This window comes from Pseudomonas defluvii (assembly GCF_001695625.1).
In the GTDB taxonomy this organism is placed as follows: domain Bacteria; phylum Pseudomonadota; class Gammaproteobacteria; order Pseudomonadales; family Pseudomonadaceae; genus Aquipseudomonas; species Aquipseudomonas defluvii.
On the sequence record NZ_MBPN01000046.1, the window covers coordinates 20240 to 37921 of the forward strand.

Annotated in this window: 15 protein-coding genes; 11 read left to right on the plus strand and 4 right to left on the minus strand. The window is 59.7% G+C overall.

The annotated features are described in order from the left end of the window. Positions 1 to 48: 48 nt before the first annotated feature. Positions 49 to 1794 (minus strand): type IV pilus assembly ATPase TfpB, encoded by a 1746-nt coding sequence (gene tfpB / locus EKA13_RS14315; RefSeq protein ID WP_065760061.1) that lies wholly within the window; start codon positions 1792 to 1794, stop codon positions 49 to 51. Positions 1795 to 1885: 91 nt separating this feature from the next. Continuing rightward, complete coding sequence (locus EKA13_RS14320; RefSeq protein ID WP_065760062.1) at positions 1886 to 2233, minus strand: hypothetical protein; 348 nt, start codon at positions 2231 to 2233, stop codon at positions 1886 to 1888. Between the two features lie 125 nt (positions 2234 to 2358). On the opposite strand from EKA13_RS14320, the gene EKA13_RS14325 reads away from it, so the two are divergent. After that, positions 2359 to 2826: an Lrp/AsnC family transcriptional regulator gene (locus tag EKA13_RS14325; RefSeq protein WP_065760063.1), complete on the plus strand. Its 468-nt coding sequence runs from the start codon at positions 2359 to 2361 to the stop codon at positions 2824 to 2826. Positions 2827 to 2829: 3 nt separating this feature from the next. On the opposite strand, the gene EKA13_RS14330 is transcribed toward EKA13_RS14325, so the two are convergent. Continuing rightward, entirely contained in the window at positions 2830 to 4197 is a 1368-nt protein-coding gene (locus EKA13_RS14330) for a CYTH domain-containing protein (RefSeq protein ID WP_065760064.1), read from the minus strand. A gap of 127 nt (positions 4198 to 4324) precedes the next feature. Here EKA13_RS14330 and argE point away from each other — a divergent pair, with 127 nt between their 5' ends. Beyond that, the gene (argE, locus tag EKA13_RS14335; protein ID WP_065760065.1) at positions 4325 to 5482 is read left to right on the plus strand and encodes an acetylornithine deacetylase; all 1158 of its coding nucleotides are present in this window, start codon (positions 4325 to 4327) and stop codon (positions 5480 to 5482) included. A gap of 114 nt (positions 5483 to 5596) precedes the next feature. Further along, complete coding sequence (argA, locus tag EKA13_RS14340) at positions 5597 to 6895, plus strand: amino-acid N-acetyltransferase (protein ID WP_065760066.1); 1299 nt, start codon at positions 5597 to 5599, stop codon at positions 6893 to 6895. Between the two features lie 101 nt (positions 6896 to 6996). Here argA and EKA13_RS14345 read toward each other — a convergent pair whose 3' ends face one another. Next, complete coding sequence (locus EKA13_RS14345; RefSeq protein WP_065760067.1) at positions 6997 to 8373, minus strand: glutamine synthetase family protein; 1377 nt, start codon at positions 8371 to 8373, stop codon at positions 6997 to 6999. A gap of 277 nt (positions 8374 to 8650) precedes the next feature. Here EKA13_RS14345 and EKA13_RS14350 point away from each other — a divergent pair, with 277 nt between their 5' ends. From EKA13_RS14350 to EKA13_RS14385, 8 genes are all read left to right on the plus strand, one after another. Continuing rightward, the gene (locus EKA13_RS14350) at positions 8651 to 9427 is read left to right on the plus strand and encodes a gamma-glutamyl-gamma-aminobutyrate hydrolase family protein (protein WP_065760068.1); all 777 of its coding nucleotides are present in this window, start codon (positions 8651 to 8653) and stop codon (positions 9425 to 9427) included. A gap of 39 nt (positions 9428 to 9466) precedes the next feature. Next, the gene (locus EKA13_RS14355; RefSeq protein WP_065760069.1) at positions 9467 to 10825 is read left to right on the plus strand and encodes a glutamine synthetase family protein; all 1359 of its coding nucleotides are present in this window, start codon (positions 9467 to 9469) and stop codon (positions 10823 to 10825) included. A gap of 47 nt (positions 10826 to 10872) precedes the next feature. Continuing rightward, complete coding sequence (locus EKA13_RS14360; protein WP_065760070.1) at positions 10873 to 12234, plus strand: aspartate aminotransferase family protein; 1362 nt, start codon at positions 10873 to 10875, stop codon at positions 12232 to 12234. Positions 12235 to 12402: 168 nt separating this feature from the next. Beyond that, positions 12403 to 13500, plus strand: coding sequence for a polyamine ABC transporter substrate-binding protein (locus tag EKA13_RS14365; RefSeq protein ID WP_065760071.1), 1098 nt, complete (start codon positions 12403 to 12405; stop codon positions 13498 to 13500). Positions 13501 to 13674: 174 nt separating this feature from the next. Continuing rightward, on the plus strand, positions 13675 to 14769 hold the full coding sequence (locus EKA13_RS14370; RefSeq protein WP_065760072.1) for a polyamine ABC transporter substrate-binding protein: 1095 nt from the start codon (positions 13675 to 13677) through the stop codon (positions 14767 to 14769). A gap of 60 nt (positions 14770 to 14829) precedes the next feature. After that, the gene (gene potA, locus EKA13_RS14375; RefSeq protein ID WP_065760073.1) at positions 14830 to 15972 is read left to right on the plus strand and encodes a polyamine ABC transporter ATP-binding protein; all 1143 of its coding nucleotides are present in this window, start codon (positions 14830 to 14832) and stop codon (positions 15970 to 15972) included. Further along, positions 15969 to 16889, plus strand: coding sequence for an ABC transporter permease subunit (locus EKA13_RS14380; protein ID WP_065760074.1), 921 nt, complete (start codon positions 15969 to 15971; stop codon positions 16887 to 16889). The genes potA and EKA13_RS14380 overlap by 4 nt, the downstream gene beginning before the upstream one ends. Beyond that, the coding region (locus EKA13_RS14385) for an ABC transporter permease subunit (protein WP_065760075.1) at positions 16886 to 17682 on the plus strand (797 nt) is incomplete at its 3' end. The genes EKA13_RS14380 and EKA13_RS14385, both read left to right, overlap by 4 nt.

The window sequence follows — 17682 nt, forward strand, 5'->3', positions numbered from 1 at the left end:
CCCTCGGCAAGTTCCCTGGCCCTCAACGGGCCGATGAACGTACGTTGATCATGGTGCGACCCTGATAATTTCCGCCACGCTGGTAAGGCCAGCGGCGACCTTTTGCGCGCCGTTCAAGCGCAGGCTTCGCATCCCTTCGGCGAGCGCCTGGTGACGTAACGCCTGGGCGTCTCCGTCGGCACAGATCAATGGCTTGAGCGACTCGCTCAAGGGCAGCAGTTCATGGATGCCAGTACGCCCTCGGTAGCCGGTGTGTCGGCAGGCTGGGCAGCCCGCGGCCTGCTTCGCCTCAGTGGGTAACGGCCACTGCTGGGGCTGGACCAGGGTGTGCCAATCCTGGTCGGACAGGGTTGCGGGCACTTTGCAGGCCGGGCAGAGGGTGCGGATCAGACGTTGGGCCATTACCCCGATCAACGTTGCACGGATCAGGTAGTGCGGGATGCCCAGCTCCAGCAAACGGCCAATGGCAGTGCAGGCATCGTTGGTGTGCAGGGTGGACAGCACCAAGTGACCGGTCAGCGCCGCCTGGATGGCCATCTGTGCAGTCTCCAGGTCGCGTATCTCCCCGATCATGATGATGTCCGGGTCCTGGCGCAGCAGTGCGCGTACACCATTGGCGAAACACAGGTCGATGGCCGGGTCGACCTGCATCTGATTGAACGCGGGTTCGACCATTTCGATCGGGTCTTCGAGGGTGCAGAGGTTGACCTCAGGCGTTGCCAGTTGCTTGAGGCTGGCATACAAGGTGCTGGTCTTGCCGGAGCCGGTCGGCCCGGTGACCAGGACGATCCCGTGGTTGTGTCCCAGCATGCGTTGCCAGCATGCCAGCTCATCGCCGACCAGGCCCAACTGCTGGAGATCCTGTTGCAGCAGCTCAGGGTCGAAAATCCGTAGCACCAGCTTTTCACCGAAGGTGGTCGGCAAGGTGGACAGGCGTATTTCCACCTCGCTGCCGGCGGGTGTGCGAGTCTTCAGCCGACCGTCCTGTGGGCGGCGTTTTTCTGCGACATTCATGCGTCCCAGGCTTTTCAGCCGGCTTACCGCCGCCAGCGTCACCCACGGTGGGAACCGGTAGGCCTCATGCAGCACGCCGTCGATACGAAAGCGTACGCCACCCTGCTCGCGGCGAGGTTCGATATGGATATCGCTGGCGCGCTGCTCGAAGGCGTACTGCAGCAGCCAATCGACGATGCTCACAATGTGCGTGTCGTTGGCGTCCGCTTCCTGGTGTGCGGTGCCAAGGTCGAGCAGGTGCTCGATGCTGGCAGCGGGCCGGGCGATTTCCAGTTGGCAGGCGCTGTTGACCGAACGGGCGACATTGAAAAACTCCCGGCTCAGGTTGCGAATGCGTTCAGGGCTGGCGATTACCCGCTTGATCTGCCGTTTGAGGACGTGGGCCAGGTCGCTCTCCCAGCCGCGTACAAACGGTTGCGCACTGGCCACCGTCACGCTGTCGGCATCCACCTCGACTGCAAGTATGCCGTGGCGCTGGGCAAACGCGGCAGACATCAGGGCGGTGACGTGGGCTGCATCAATGCGCATCGGGTCGATGCACAGGTAGGGTTGGCCAGCATCGGCGGCCAGCCATTGGCACAGCCCTTCCAGCTCCAGCACCTGGCCAGGCTGGCGCGCGTCGGGCAGCCTGCGGCGGGCGATGACCTCCAGCGGATGGTTCGGGTCGTCGGCGGTTGGCACAACACGTTGGGCGTCTTCGGCGTGGATCACGTGTTGTGCAACCAGTGCATCCAGCAGGGTGACAAGGTCGAGTGGGCGATCCTCTGCGAGCGCGGGCATGGGGCTTCCTTGCAGGTCGGTTATGGCCTGCCAAGGCTAGTTGCTGCCGTTCTCGACGGTCGGGCGCAAGGTTTTCCGGGTATGTCGTGGCTCAGCGTGCGGGTCGTGATTCGAAGGCCCTGACCGGTGGCAGGCAGGGCTCAAGGTGTACCTCGACAACACTGATCAGGTTGCGCATTTTTTGCGCAATGAGCTCGGCGCGATGCCAGCTCAGACCGCCGATCTGTACCTCAATGTGCATCAGCTCATCTTCTTGTTTCATCTGTAGCTGTTGAGGCACGAGGAACTGTAATGCGAACAGATTGAGAATACGGCACAGGCTGTCCGGCTCGGCTTCAGCCTGCAATCGGTACTGAACGTGTGCGTGCGCTGCATTGGTGGCCCACGCATCGGTGCGCAGCGCAGTGACAGGGTGGTCCAGCCGTTCGAGTGCGCTCATGGAATTCTCCGAAGTTGATGAGAAGATTTTTGCATGATGCGCGGGGTATTTTTTCTCTATGATCCGCAGTTATTACCATCAATTGAATTAATTAATTCTTGAATAAGTCGTCTGGAGAAAAAATTATGCAGAGCGAGTTAGATGCCTATGACCGACGCATCCTGGCCCTGCTGCAGGAGGATGCTTCGCTGTCCAGCGCGCAGATTGCCGAGCGTGTGGGGTTGTCACAGTCGCCCTGCTGGCGGCGTATACAGCGTATGAAGGAGGAAGGGATCATTCGCGGGCAGGTGACCTTGCTCGACCGCAAGAAAATCGGCCTGAACACTCAGATCTTTGCCGAGGTCAAACTCAACGCCCACGGGCGTTCAAACTTCACCGAGTTCACCGAGCAGATTCGCGGCTTCCCTGAAGTTCTGGAATGTTACGTGCTGATGGGGGCTGTGGATTTTCTCTTGCGCATTGTCACCCCGGACATCGAAGCCTACGAACGGTTCTTCTTCGAAAAGCTGTCGATGGTGCCGGGGATCCAGGAGGTCAACTCGATCGTGGCCTTGTCTGAAATCAAGTCCACGACGAGTCTGCCGGTGCTCTGAGGCTTACTTGCGCAGCAGGTATTTCCAGGCACGGCTTTGGAACACGGCAATGGCCTGTTGTACCCGGGCGTCCAGAGCTTCGTCGTTGATGGGCTGATGGGCCAGGTGTTGCAGCTTGTTCAGCTCGCCGTACAGGCGGTCGACTTCCGGTACCTCAAGCACGTTGCGGGCGTGATGCAGCCAGGCCAACAGGCGTTCGATGCGCGGCAGTTGCTCGGCCAGGTCTTCAGGCTGCTGCTGGTAGCGCGGCAGTTGCAGGGCCTGGGCTTCCTCGGCCAGCAGGTGGGTCAGCCAGTTACCCAGTTGCGCAGCGCCCTGGCGATTGCCACGGTTGTTGCGCTCGACTGTCCAGGCACGGGCCAGCAGCCAGCGCGAGGTGTCCAGGGAGAACTGGCCCCAGCGGGTTTCCAGCAGCTCTTCAGCGAACTGTTCCGGGGCGGCACGGCGGACGTCTTCGTCTTCCAGGCCGGCCTGTACCAGCGGCTTCCAGTCTTCCAGCAGGGCATCGAGGCTGTTGCGCAGCTCACGGGTGCTGGCGCGCGGCGCAGCCTGGCCCAGGCTGCTGGCCAGGGCGCGCAGCTCGGTCAGGTTCTCGACCCAGTCCTGCAGCAGGCGCCAGTGGCCATTGAAGCGGTACTGCTCGGCCAGTCGCTGGCTGCTGCCCAGCAACTGCCAGCCCAGTGCGGCGAAGGCGTCGTCCAGGGTCATTTCGGCGTTCAGTTCCGCCGCAGGCAGGCTCAGGTCATAGCTGGCCGGGTCGAGCAGGCGGTAGCCACGCTCGGCCTTGCTGATATCACAGGGCATCATCGGCAGGCTGGCGGCGAGTTCGGCGGCCAGCTCCAGCAGGGCTTCGGCGGGGCCTTCACGCAGTTCCAGCTCCAGTTCGCAGATCTCTTCGTGCTGCTTGCCGACGATGACTTTGCCCAGGTCCAGGGCCGCTTCGATCACGACCTTGGCCTTGCCGCGGCCCCAGGCAATTTCCGCGTATTCGCGGGTGAAGTCGGTGCTGAACAGCGGCTTGATGGTTTTCTTGTCGACCTCGGCCAGTTGTTCTGGCCAGCACTGTGCGTCGAGTTTCTTCAGGTCCAGCTTGGTTTTTTCCAGGTGCCATTCGTATTCATGGCGCTCGGACAGGCCGGCAACGCTTTGACCACGGGTCTTGAGGGTCTGGATGATGACCTCGCCATCGCGGCGCAAACGCAGGGCGACCTTGGCCGCAGCCAGGTCGCGCTCAGGCGTGTCGAAGTACTGGTTGAGCAGCTCGCGCTGCTGCCAGCCGGACTTGTTGCGCTTCTTCAGCAATGGGTGTTCGCGCAGGGCCGCGAGGGTGTCGCGGCTGACCCGCAGTTTGATTTCGGTTTCTTTATGCATTGCTGGGCAATCCGGCGTCGGATGACAGGGGGCGTCTTGGCCGTGCAGTGTACAGGAGTCGGCCGCAGACGGTTTATTCCAGATGCCCGATGGCCCTATGATGAGGTCCGACCCGAGGAGAATCCGCATGCCGTTGCCGCCGCTCAAAGACCAGTTTGCCGCGCTGATTGCCGCACCCTCGGTCAGTTGTACTCAAGCCGCGCTGGATCAATCCAACCGTGCGGTGATCGACTTGCTCGCCGGTTGGCTGGGCGACCTCGGTTTCGCCTGCGAGATCCAGCAGGTGAACCCCGGCAAATTCAACCTGCTGGCCAGCTATGGCAGCGGCCCGGGCGGGTTGGTGCTGGCCGGGCACAGCGACACCGTGCCGTTCGACCCGCAACTGTGGCAGACCGACCCGCTGAAGCTGACCGAGGTGGACGGGCGCTGGGTGGGCCTGGGTAGCTGTGACATGAAAGGCTTCTTTGCATTGATCATCGAAGCGGTGCGCACCCTGCTCGATCAACCGTTCAAGCAACCCCTGCTGATTCTCGCGACCTGCGACGAGGAAAGCTCGATGGCGGGGGCCCGGGCGTTGGCGGCGGCGGGGCGGCCATTGGGGCGCGCGGCGGTGATCGGTGAGCCCACCGGGCTGCGGCCGATCCGCCTGCACAAAGGCGTGATGATGGAGCGCATTGATATTCTCGGGCGCAGTGGCCATTCGTCGGATCCGCGCCTGGGCCATAGTGCTCTGGAGGCGATGCATGAGGCGATGGGCGAATTGATGGTGCTGCGTCGGCAATGGCAGCGCGAGTTCAACAATGCGCAGTTCAGCGTCCCCCAGCCGACCCTGAACTTTGGTTGCATTCATGGTGGCGACAACCCCAATCGCATCTGTGGCCAATGTGCTCTGGAGTTCGACCTGCGGCCGTTGCCCGGCATGGACCCGGAAGCGTTGCGTGCCGCCATTCGTGGCAAGCTTCAGCCATTGGCCGAGCGTCATCAGGTGCGTATCGACTATGCGCCATTGTTTCCCGAGGTGCCGCCGTTTGAGCAGGCGGCTGACGCCGAACTGGTGCGTCTGGCCGAACGTCTTACCGGGCATAGTGCTGAAGCAGTAGCCTTTGGCACCGAAGCGCCTTATCTTCAGCGCCTGGGGTGCGAGACCCTGGTGCTTGGCCCAGGCGACATCGCCTGTGCGCATCAGCCGGGTGAGTACCTCGAAATGTCACGCTTGCAGCCTACCGTGCGTCTATTGCGTGAGTTGATCGAACATTATTGCCTCAGCCCGGCTGTTGCCCGCTGAGTTCGACTGTATTTTTTCAAGGAGAGTACGCGTGACGCCAAGCCTGTTCCGACGATAACCCTTCGAGCGCTGTGTGTTGTTCCGCCTTTGTTCAATTTTTTACAGGCTCTGGTTATGCACGATTACGTCAACTGGCTGCGTCACGCTTCGCCTTACATCAACGCCCACCGGGACTGCACGTTTGTTGTCATGCTCCCTGGCGACGGGGTTGAACACCCTAATTTTGGCAACATTGTCCACGACCTGGTGCTACTGCACAGCCTGGGTGTGCGCCTGGTACTGGTGCATGGCTCGCGCCCACAGATCGAGAGCCGCCTGGCGGCACGCGGCCTCACGCCGCATTACCACCGTGGCATGCGCATCACCGATGCCGCGACCCTGGAATGCGTGATCGATGCCGTCGGCCACCTGCGGATTGCCATCGAAGCGCGGCTGTCGATGGACATGGCAGCCTCGCCGATGCAGGGCTCGCGCCTGCGGGTGGCGGCCGGCAACCTGGTGACTGCAAGGCCGATTGGAGTAGTTGAAGGCATCGACTATCACCACACTGGCGAAGTGCGCCGGGTTGACCGCAAAGGTATCAACCGGCTGCTCGACGAACGTTCGATCGTGTTGCTTTCACCACTGGGTTACTCGCCCACCGGCGAAATTTTCAACCTGGCCTGCGAAGACGTGGCGACTCGCGCCGCCATAGACCTGGGTGCCGATAAGCTGCTGTTGTTCGGTGCCGAGCGTGGCTTGATCGACGAGAATGGCAACCTGGTGCGTGAGCTTCGCCCGCAGCAGGTACCGGCGCATCTGCAACGGCTGGGCAGCGATTATCAGGGCGAGTTGCTGGATGCGGCTGCCGAGGCATGCCGTGGTGGCGTAGCGCGCAGCCATATCGTCAGTTATGCCGAAGACGGTGCCTTGCTGACGGAGCTGTTCACCCGTGACGGTGGCGGTACGCTGGTTGCCCAGGAGCAGTTCGAGAAGGTCCGCGAGGCGGCCATCGAGGATGTCGGTGGCTTGCTGGAGCTGATCAGCCCGCTGGAGGAGCAGGGGATTCTGGTGCGTCGTTCGCGTGAGGTGCTGGAGCGTGAGATCGAGCAATTCAGTGTGGTTGAACGCGAGGGCATGATCATCGCCTGTGCTGCGCTTTACCCAATTGCCGATTCCGATGCGGGTGAACTGGCGTGCCTGGCGGTCAACCCCGAGTACCGCCATGGGGGGCGCGGTGATGAACTGCTCGAGCGCATCGAGACGCGCGCGCGGGCAATGGGCCTGAAGACCCTGTTCGTATTGACGACCCGTACTGCGCACTGGTTCCGTGAGCGTGGGTTCTCCCCAAGTGGCGTCGAACGCCTGCCAGCGGCGCGGGCGTCACTGTACAACTTCCAGCGTAATTCGAAGATCTTCGAGAAAGCCCTCTGAGGCTATCGCCGGTAGAGCCGGCGATAACGAGACAGCAGGCGCATAAAAAAACGCCGTCGACCCAGCGGGCCGACGGCGTTTTTCAGTGCAGCGCACACCGTTTACACGGTGTGCAGGTACCAGTTGTACTCGAGGTCGGAGATCGAGTGCTCGAACTCTTCCAGCTCACTTTCCTTGCACGCGACAAAGATGTCGATGTACTTCGGATCGATGTACTTGGCCATGATCTCGCTGTCGTCCAGCTCGCGCAGGGCATCGCGCAGGTTGTTCGGCAGGCTCTGCTCGTTCTGCTCGTAGGAGTTGCCTTCCACCGGCGCACCGGGCTCGACCTTGTTGGTCAGGCCATGGTGTACACCCGCCAGGACGGCCGCCATCAGCAGGTACGGGTTGGCATCGGCACCGGCAACGCGGTGTTCGAGGCGCACCGCGTCGGAGCTGCCGGTTGGTACGCGCAGCGCCACGGTACGGTTGTCCAGGCCCCAGCTCGGCGAGTTCGGTACGTAGAACTGTGCACCGAAACGGCGGTACGAGTTGACGTTCGGGCAGAGGAACGCCATCGACGCGGGTAGGGTCTCGAGCACACCGCCGATCGCGTGACGCAGTGCGGCGTTCTGCTCGGGATCCTCACTGGCGAAGATGTTTTTACCATCTTTATCCAGTACGGAAATATGGACGTGCAGACCGTTACCCGCCTGGCCTGGGTAAGGCTTGGCCATGAAGGTGGTGTCCATCTCATGGTCGTAGGCGATGTTCTTGATCAGTCGCTTGAGCAGTACCGCATAGTCACAGGCCTTGAGCGGGTCTGGGACGTGGTGCAGGTTCACTTCGAACTGTGCCGGGGCGCTTTCCTTGACGATGGCGTCGGCAGGGATGCCCTGTTCCTTGGCCCCTTCGAGGATGTCCTGAAGGCAGTCGACATACTCGTCGAGGTCGTCGATCAGGTAAACCTGAGTCGAAATTGGACGCTTGCCGGAGATTGGCGAGCGCGGCGGTTGTGGACGGCCGTTCACGTTCTCCTGGTCGATCAGGTAGAACTCAAGCTCGAAGGCGGCGCAGATGGTCAGGCCCAGTTCATCGAATTTGGTCACGACCTGACGCAGGACTTCCCGAGGGTCGGCGAAGAACGGCTCACCTTCCAGCTCGTGCATGGTCATCAGCAGCTGCGCGGTAGGGCGCTTTTGCCAGGGTTCGTTGGAGAGAGAGCCCGGGATCGGATAGCAAATCCGGTCGGCGTCGCCGATATCCAGGCCCAGGCCGGTGCTTTCCACCGTCGAGCCGTTGATGTCCAGGGCAAAGAGTGAGGCCGGCAGGTTGATGCCTTTCTCGTAAACCTTGTGGAGGCTGGTGCGTTCGATGCGTTTGCCACGCACCACACCATTCATATCCGCAATCAGAAGGTCAACGTACAGAACCTCAGGATGTTCCTTAAGGAACGCGTTCGCTTCGTTAAGCTGAACGGCACGCGGGGGTACCGACATGATGCAACACCTTTGTTGTTAAATATATCAATCAATGGGGGCTTGCAGCTCCAGTCAATCCGAAAGCCACCCTTAAGTCAAGCTGACCCAATGATGCCCTAAAACGGCGCCTCAGCGGCACTTTTGCTGCAATTGAGGGCGCCGATAGCCCGTCCATCGGGTAAACATGGGTGATGCTGAGCAGGCCGTGTTCTATTTTTTACGGGGGTGTTGTGTAAAAAAATGAACAAGGCTAAGCTCGAACGTAACCCATAACAGCAATAATACCGGGGGTTACATGTCTCGCATGCCGATAATCGGCGTGACCGCCTGCACCAAGCAGATCGGTCTGCATGCTTTCCACATCAGTGGCGACAAGTACGTGCGCGCAGTTGCGCTGGCAGCCAAAGGCTTGCCATTGATTCTGCCGTCGCTGGCGGAACTGCTCGACCCGGCTGAAATAATTGACGGCCTGGACGGGCTGCTTTTTACCGGCTCCCCCTCAAATATAGAACCTCATCACTACCAAGGGCCGGCCGATGGCCCGGGCACCCCTCACGATCCTCAGCGTGATCACACCACGCTGCCGTTGTTGCGTGCTGCGGTTGCTGCTGGCGTACCCGTACTGGGCATCTGCCGTGGCTTCCAGGAACTGAATGTGGCGTTCGGTGGCAGCCTGCACCAGAAGGTTCATGAAACCGGAACCTTCATGGATCACCGTGAACCTTCAAACGAACCGGTCGAAGTCCAGTATGCCCCAAGCCATACCCTGTGGGTTCAACCTGGCGGTGTACTGGCCGGTTTGGGCCTGGCATCCGAGATTCAGGTCAACTCTATCCATGGTCAGGGCATCGCACGTTTGGCACCGGGCCTGCGTATCGAGGCTGTGGCCCCAGACGGTTTGATTGAAGCGATATCAATTGAAGGTAGCACGGCTTTTGCTTTGGGGGTGCAATGGCACCCCGAATGGCACGTGATGTCCAATCCGGACTATCTGGCCATTTTCAAGGCGTTTGGCGATGCCTGCCGAAAGCGGGCCAGTCAGCGTGATGCCAATTCATCGCACCGCGCCTGACGCCACCTTAATAGAAGCAGGTTACCTTCAGAGGTGTTTATGAGTACCAATCTCGATCAGCTCACCGATTGGTTGAAAGAGCACAAGATCACTGAAGTCGAGTGTTTGATCAGCGATCTCACCGGGATTACCCGCGGCAAGATATCGCCTACCAACAAGTTCATTGCCGAGAAAGGCATGCGCTTGCCCGAGAGTGTCCTGCTGCAGACGGTCACTGGCGATTACGTCGATGACGACATTTATTACGAACTGCTCGACCCTGCCGACATCGACATGATCTGCCGCCCCGACGAGAACGCAGTGTTTCTTGTCCCGTGGGCCATCGAGCCTACTGCACAGGTGATTCACGACACCTATGACAAGTTTGGCAGCCCGGTCGAACTGTCACCGCGTAACGTCCTGAAGAAGGTGCTCAAGCTGTATGCCGACAAAGGTTGGCAGCCGATCGTCGCGCCAGAGATGGAGTTCTACCTGACCAAGCGTTGCGAAGACCCGGACTTCCCGTTGCAGCCACCGGTCGGTCGCTCCGGTCGCCCGGAAACCGGTCGCCAGTCGTTTTCCATCGAAGCAGCCAACGAATTCGACCCGCTGTTCGAGGATGTCTACGACTGGTGCGAACTGCAGAACCTGGACCTCGATACGCTGATCCACGAGGACGGCACGGCACAGATGGAGATCAACTTCCGTCATGGTGACGCGCTGTCCCTGGCCGACCAGATCCTGGTGTTCAAACGCACCATGCGTGAAGCTGCGCTCAAGCATAACGTCGCCGCCACGTTCATGGCCAAGCCGATGACGGGCGAGCCAGGCAGCGCGATGCACCTGCACCAGAGTGTGGTGGACGTGCAGACCGGGAAGAACATCTTCTCCAATGACGACGGCAGCATGAGCGACCTGTTCCTCTACCACATCGGCGGTCTGCAGAAGTTCATTCCCGAGCTGTTGCCGCTGTTCGCGCCCAACGTCAACTCGTTCCGGCGTTTCCTGCCTGATACCTCGGCACCGGTGAACGTCGAATGGGGCGAGGAAAACCGTACTGTCGGTTTGCGGGTTCCAGATGCCAGCCCGCAGCATCGCCGCGTCGAGAACCGTCTGCCGGGCGCCGACGCCAACCCGTACCTGGCAATCGCTGCCAGCCTGCTGTGTGGCTACATCGGCATGGTGGAGCGCATCAACGCCAGTGCGCCGGTGCAGGGGCGCGGCTATGAGCGACGCAACCTGCGCCTGCCTTTGACCATCGAGGATGCGTTGGAGCGGATGGAAAACTGTAAGGCCCTGGAGAAGTACCTGGGCAAGAAATTCATCACAGGCTACGTGGCGACCAAGCGCGCCGAGCATGAAAACTTCAAACGCGTAATCAGCTCTTGGGAACGAGAGTTCCTGCTGTTCGCGGTCTGATCAACCCGGGGCCGCAGGAGCGCGGCCGCCAGCAATTGGAGAAGCACATGAGCGTCAAGAACCCGCAAACCCGTGAATGGCAAGCCTTGAGCGGCGAGCACCACTTGGCCCCTTTCAGCGACTATAAACAGTTGAAGGAGAAGGGCCCGCGCATTATTACCAAGGCCAAGGGTGTGTACTTGTGGGACAGCGAGGGCAACAAGATCCTCGATGGCATGGCCGGGCTTTGGTGTGTGGCGGTTGGCTACGGTCGTGAAGAACTGGTGAAAGCGGCCAGCGACCAGATGCGTGAGCTGCCTTACTACAACCTGTTCTTCCAGACTGCTCACCCACCGGCACTGGAGTTGGCCAAAGCCATTTCCGCGGTTGCTCCGAAGGGTATGAGCCATGTGTTCTTCACCGGTTCCGGCTCCGAAGGTAACGACACCGTACTGCGTATGGTGCGCCATTACTGGGCGCTCAAAGGCAAGCCGCAGAAGAAGGTGATCATCGGTCGCGTTAACGGCTACCACGGTTCGACTGTCGCGGGCGCCAGCCTGGGTGGCATGGCCTTCATGCACGAACAGGGCGACCTGCCGATTCCGGGCATCGTGCACATTCCGCAACCTTACTGGTTCGGTGAGGGCGGCGACATGACCCCGGATGAGTTTGGCGTCTGGGCGGCCGAGCAGTTGGAGAAAAAGATTCTCGAAGTGGGTGAGGACAACGTTGCGGCCTTCATTGCCGAGCCGATTCAAGGGGCCGGTGGTGTGATCATTCCGCCAGAAACCTACTGGCCCAAGGTCAAGGAAATCCTCGCCAAGTACGAGATTCTTTTCGTTGCCGACGAAGTGATCTGTGGCTTTGGTCGCACCGGTGAGTGGTTCGGTTCCGATTATTACGACCTCAAACCCGATCTGATGACCATCGCCAAGGGCCTGACCTCCGGTTACATCCCCATGGGCGGCGTTATCGTGCGTGACGAAGTTGCCCGCGTGGTCACTGAAGGCGGTGACTTCAACCACGGCTTCACCTACTCAGGCCACCCAGTGGCGGCTGCAGTAGGCCTGGAAAACCTGCGCATCCTGCGTGACGAGAAGGTCATCACGCATGTTCATGAGGAAACGGCACCGTATTTGCAGAAGCGTCTACGCGAGCTAAACGATCACCCGCTGGTGGGCGAAGTTCGTGGCTTGGGGATGCTGGGTGCGATCGAACTGGTCAAGGACAAAACGACCCGTGCGCGCTATGAAGGCAAAGGCGTGGGCATGATCTGCCGGCAGTTCTGCTTCGACAACGGGCTGATCATGCGCGCTGTAGGCGACACCATGATCATTGCGCCGCCGTTGGTGATCACGCGTGAAGAGATCGATGAGCTGGTGGAAAAGGCACGTAAATGCCTGGACCTGACCTATGAGGCGATCCAGTAAGCCTGCTGCTAGGCTAGCGTTGTGACATTAAGGGGGCTCAGGGTTGCTCTTTCCTTGAAAGAGCGCCTTGTACCTTGCCAGACTAGCGGCTGTTTCAGTCGCCTAGTGCCTGCGCCGAAGGTCCCGGTTGCTGAACAGATGGTCAATAAAAATTCTGGAGCATTACGCATGAAGAAATTGGGCAAGACGCTGTTGGCAATGTCCCTGATGGGGGCAATGGCCAGTGCTGTTCAGGCAGAAGACAAGACGCTGCACGTGTACAACTGGTCTGACTACATTGCAGCAGACACCATCGCCAAGTTCGAAAAGCAGTCGGGCATCAAGGTGGTCTACGACGTTTTCGACAGTAACGAAACGCTGGAAGCCAAGTTGCTGGCCGGTAAATCCGGTTACGACGTGGTCGTACCTTCGAACAACTTCCTGGCCAAGCAGATCAAGGCCGGGGTTTACCAGGAGCTGGACAAGTCCAAGCTGCCGAACTGGAAAAACCTCGATACCGACCTGCTCAACGCCGTTGGCAATGCCAGCGACAAGGGCAACGTGCACGCCTTCCCTTACATGTGGGGCACGATCGGCATCGGCTACAACCCGGAGAAGGTCAAGGCTGCGCTGGGCGTCGACAAGATCGATTCCTGGGACGTGGTGCTCAAGCCGGAGAACATCGCCAAGCTCAAGAGCTGCGGCGTGAGCTTCCTCGATTCGCCGACCGAGATGATTCCGGTGGCGCTGCACTACCTCGGCTACCCGACCGATTCCCAGGACAAGAAGCAGTTGGCTGAGGCCGAAGCACTGTTCCTGAAAATCCGTCCTTCGATCGCTTACTTCCACTCCTCCAAGTACATCTCGGACCTGGCCAACGGCAACATCTGCGTCGCCGTGGGTTACTCGGGCGACCTGGAGCAGTCCAAGGCGCGTGCTCATGAGGCTGGCGACAAGGTCAAGCTCAGCTACGCCATTCCGAAAGAAGGCGCGGGCAGCTTCTATGACATGGTCGCGATTCCAAAGGATGCGTCGAACCTCGACGCAGCCTATCAGTTCATGAACTTCCTGATGCAGCCGGAAATCATGGCCGAGATCACCAACGCCGTCCGCTTCCCGAACGGCAACAAAGCGGCAACGCCGCTGGTGGACAAGGACATCTCTGGCGATCCGAGCATTTACCCGTCGGATGAAGTGAAGGCCAAGCTGTATGCAATCAGCGACTTGCCGCCGGCTACCCAGCGGATCCTGACGCGCAGCTGGACCAAGATCAAGTCGGGCAAATAAGCCTGGGTTGACCCGCTGAGCGCTGCCCGGAAGCTCTAGGGCAGCGCTTTTGCGGGAGGTGAGGGCAAATATTTTTTGCCGGTTGGGTGTATCGAAGGTAAGTTGCGCGCCGGTTTGGTTATCCGGCAGAGCATTCTGTCGTTTAGCTCGGGCACTATTGAGAGGACCTTCCACTTGTCTATTTCTGTATTTCGCAAGGCCTTGATGGCTGGAGCGGGTCTGACGCTGGCGATCAGCGTCCAAGCGGCGCCCACGGTGCACATTTACAACTGGTCGGACTATATCGGTCAGACCACACTGGCAGATTTTGAGAAAGAAACCGGCATCAAGCCGTTGTATGACGTGTTTGATTCCAATGAAACCCTGGAAGGCAAACTACTGGCCGGTCGTTCCGGCTATGACGTGGTCGTGCCGTCCAACCATTTCCTCGGCAAGCAGATCAAGGCGGGTGCGTTCCAGAAGCTCGACAAATCGCTGCTGCCGAACTGGCAGAACCTCGATCCTGCGCTGCTCAAGCGCCTGAACAAGAACGACCCGGGCAACCAGTACGCGGTGCCTTACCTGTGGGGCACCAACGGCATTGGTTACAACGTCGACAAGGTCAAGGCCGTGCTGGGTACCGACAAGATCGACTCGTGGGCCATGCTGTTCGAGCCGGAAAACATCAAGAAGCTGTCCGCGTGCGGTGTCGCGTTCCTCGACTCCCCGGACGAGATGCTCCCGGCAGTGCTCAATTACATGGGCCTGGACCCCAACAGTACCAACCCGGCCGACTATAAAAAGGCCGAGGCCAAGCTGATGGCGGTGCGCCCTTACGTGACCTATTTCCACTCGTCCAAGTACATCTCGGACCTGGCCAACGGCGACATCTGTGTGGCCGCTGGCTTCTCCGGCGATGTATTCCAGGCCAAGTCCCGCGCTGAAGAGGCGGGCAAGGGTGTGCAGGTGGCGTATGCAATTCCCAAGGAGGGCGGCAACCTCTGGTTCGACATGCTGGCGATTCCCAAGGACGCCGGCAATCTCAAAGAGGCGCACGCTTTCATCAACTATTTGCTCAAGCCTGAGGTTATTGCCCAGGTCAGCGATTACGTCGGTTATGCCAACCCGAATCCAACGGCTGGCGATCTGATGGACCAGAGCGTTAGAACCGACGCAGCGGTTTATCCACCGCAAGAGGTGCTGGACAAGTTGTACGTCAATGCTGAGTTGCCACCCAAGGTGCAACGTTTGATGACCCGTAGCTGGACCAAGGTCAAGTCGGGCAAATGAGTATCCAGGGTCCGTCACGGCAGGGGCGGGCTGCAAAAATTCTTGTTGGGAGTTTCACACATGGCTGTTGCCTCCGGTGCCTATAAAAAAGCCCTCGATGGCGGCCAGCAACCTAAACAGGTGCTGGTGAAAATCGATCGGGTTACAAAAAAGTTCGACGAAACGGTCGCCGTGGACGATGTGTCCCTGGAAATCCGCAAGGGCGAGATCTTCGCTCTGCTGGGTGGCTCCGGCTCGGGTAAATCCACATTGCTGCGGATGTTGGCCGGTTTCGAGCGTCCGACCGAAGGCCGCATCTTCCTTGATGGTGTCGACATCACCGATATGCCGCCTTATGAACGGCCGATCAACATGATGTTCCAGTCCTATGCGTTGTTCCCGCACATGACCGTTGCGCAGAATATCGCGTTCGGCCTGAAGCAGGACCGCATGCCGGCTGCCGAGATCGACGCCCGTGTGGCCGAGATGCTCAAGCTGGTGCACATGACCCAGTATGCCAAGCGCAAGCCGCACCAGCTTTCCGGCGGTCAGCGTCAGCGTGTGGCCCTGGCCCGCTCCTTGGCCAAACGGCCAAAACTGCTGTTGCTCGACGAGCCAATGGGCGCACTGGACAAGAAGTTGCGTTCGCAGATGCAACTGGAACTGGTGCAGATCATCGAGCGCGTGGGGGTGACCTGCGTGATGGTGACCCACGACCAGGAAGAGGCCATGACCATGGCCGAGCGCATTGCGATCATGCACCTGGGCTGGATCGCCCAGATCGGTAGCCCGATCGACGTCTACGAGACCCCGACCAGCCGCCTGGTCTGTGAGTTCATCGGCAACGTCAACCTGTTCGAAGGCGAAGTGGTGGACGACGCCGAAAGCTATGCGCTGATCTCCAGCCCCGAGCTTGAGCGCGGCATCTATGTTGGCCACGGCGTCACTACCTCGGTGGAAGACAAGCACATCACCTATGCGCTGCGCCCAGAGAAGCTGCTGGTAACCACCGAGCAACCGTCATGCGAGCACAACTGGTCGCGCGGCAAGGTTCACGATATTGCCTACCTGGGTGGCCATTCGGTGTTCTACGTCGAGTTGCCGAGCGGCAAGGTGGTGCAGTCGTTCGTTGCCAACGCCGAACGCCAGGGAACCCGGCCAACCTGGGGTGACCAGGTCTATGTGTGCTGGGAAGATGACTCCGGTGTGGTACTGCGCTCATGAAAATTCGAAAACTGAAGCGCGCTTTCCAGCGCCTGGTTCCCGAGGGGCGTCACCTGGTCATTGGTGCGCCATTCCTGTGGCTGTTCCTGTTCTTCATGCTGCCGTTCTTCATCGTTCTGAAGATCAGCTTTGCCGAAGCGGACGTCGCTATTCCGCCGTACACCGAGATCTATACCTTCGTCGAGCAGAAACTCGAACTGGTGCTGAACCTCGGCAACTACGCCATGTTGACCGACGACGAGCTGTACCTGTCGGCGTACCTGGGCTCGTTGAAGATGGCCTTCATCAGCACGCTGCTGTGCTTGTTGATTGGCTTTCCGATGGCTTACGCCATCGCCAATGCGCGCAAGGAAACCCAGACGGTCCTGCTGCTGTTGATCATGATGCCGACCTGGACCGCGATCCTGATTCGGGTCTATGCCTGGATGGGCATCCTCAGCAACAACGGCCTGCTTAATGGCTTCTTGATGACCATGGGCTTTATCGACCAGCCGTTGCAGATCCTCAATACCAACCTGGCGGTTTACATCGGTGTGGTGTACTCGTACCTGCCGTTCATGATCCTGCCGCTGTATGCCAACCTGGTGAAGCACGACCCAAGCTTGCTTGAAGCCGCTTCCGACCTGGGTTCCAGCACCTTCAACAGCTTCTGGAAAATCACCGTGCCGCTCTCCAAGAACGGGATCATCGCCGGTTGCATGCTGGTGTTCATTCCGGTTGTAGGTGAGTTCGTTATCCCAGAGCTGCTCGGCGGCCCGGAAACCCTGATGATCGGTAAAGTGCTGTGGCAAGAGTTCTTCAACAACCGTGACTGGCCAGTGGCTTCGGCACTGGCGGTAGTGATGCTGGCGATCCTGATCGTACCGATCCTGCTCTTCAACCGTAGTCAGGCCAAAGAGATGGAGGGTCGGGCATGAAGCGTTTCAGTTTCTCCAAGCTGATGCTGGTAGTGGGCTTGCTGTTCATCTACCTGCCGATGCTGATCCTGGTGATCTACTCGTTCAACGCCTCCAAGCTGGTGACGGTCTGGGGCGGCTGGTCGGTGAAGTGGTACGTTGGCCTGCTCGACAACAGCCAGTTGATGGGCTCGGTGGCGCGCTCGCTGGAAATCGCCTGCTACACCGCGATTGCCGCCGTTGTCCTCGGTACCCTGGCGGCCTTCGTGCTGACCCGGGTAACCCGCTTCAAGGGCCGTACCCTGTTTGGTGGCCTGGTCACTGCGCCGTTGGTCATGCCTGAGGTGATTACCGGTCTGTCGTTGCTGCTGCTGTTCGTGGCAATGGCACAGATGATCGGCTGGCCGCAGGAACGTGGCATCCTCACCATCTGGATTGCGCACACCACCTTTTGCTCTGCCTATGTAGCGGTGGTGGTGTCGGCACGCCTGCGCGAGCTGGACCTGTCTATCGAAGAGGCTGCAATGGACTTGGGTGCGCGGCCATGGAAGGTGTTCTTCCTGATCACCATCCCGATGATCGCGCCTTCGCTGGCTGCGGGCGGCATGATGTCCTTTGCCCTGTCGCTGGACGACCTGGTATTGGCCAGCTTCGTCTCCGGCCCTGGCTCTACCACCCTGCCGATGGAAGTTTTCTCGGCTGTGCGTCTGGGCGTGAAGCCGGAAATCAACGCGGTGGCCAGCTTGATTCTGCTGTCGGTGTCGTTGGTGACCTTTCTGGTCTGGTACTTCAGCCGTCGGGCTGAAGAGCGCCG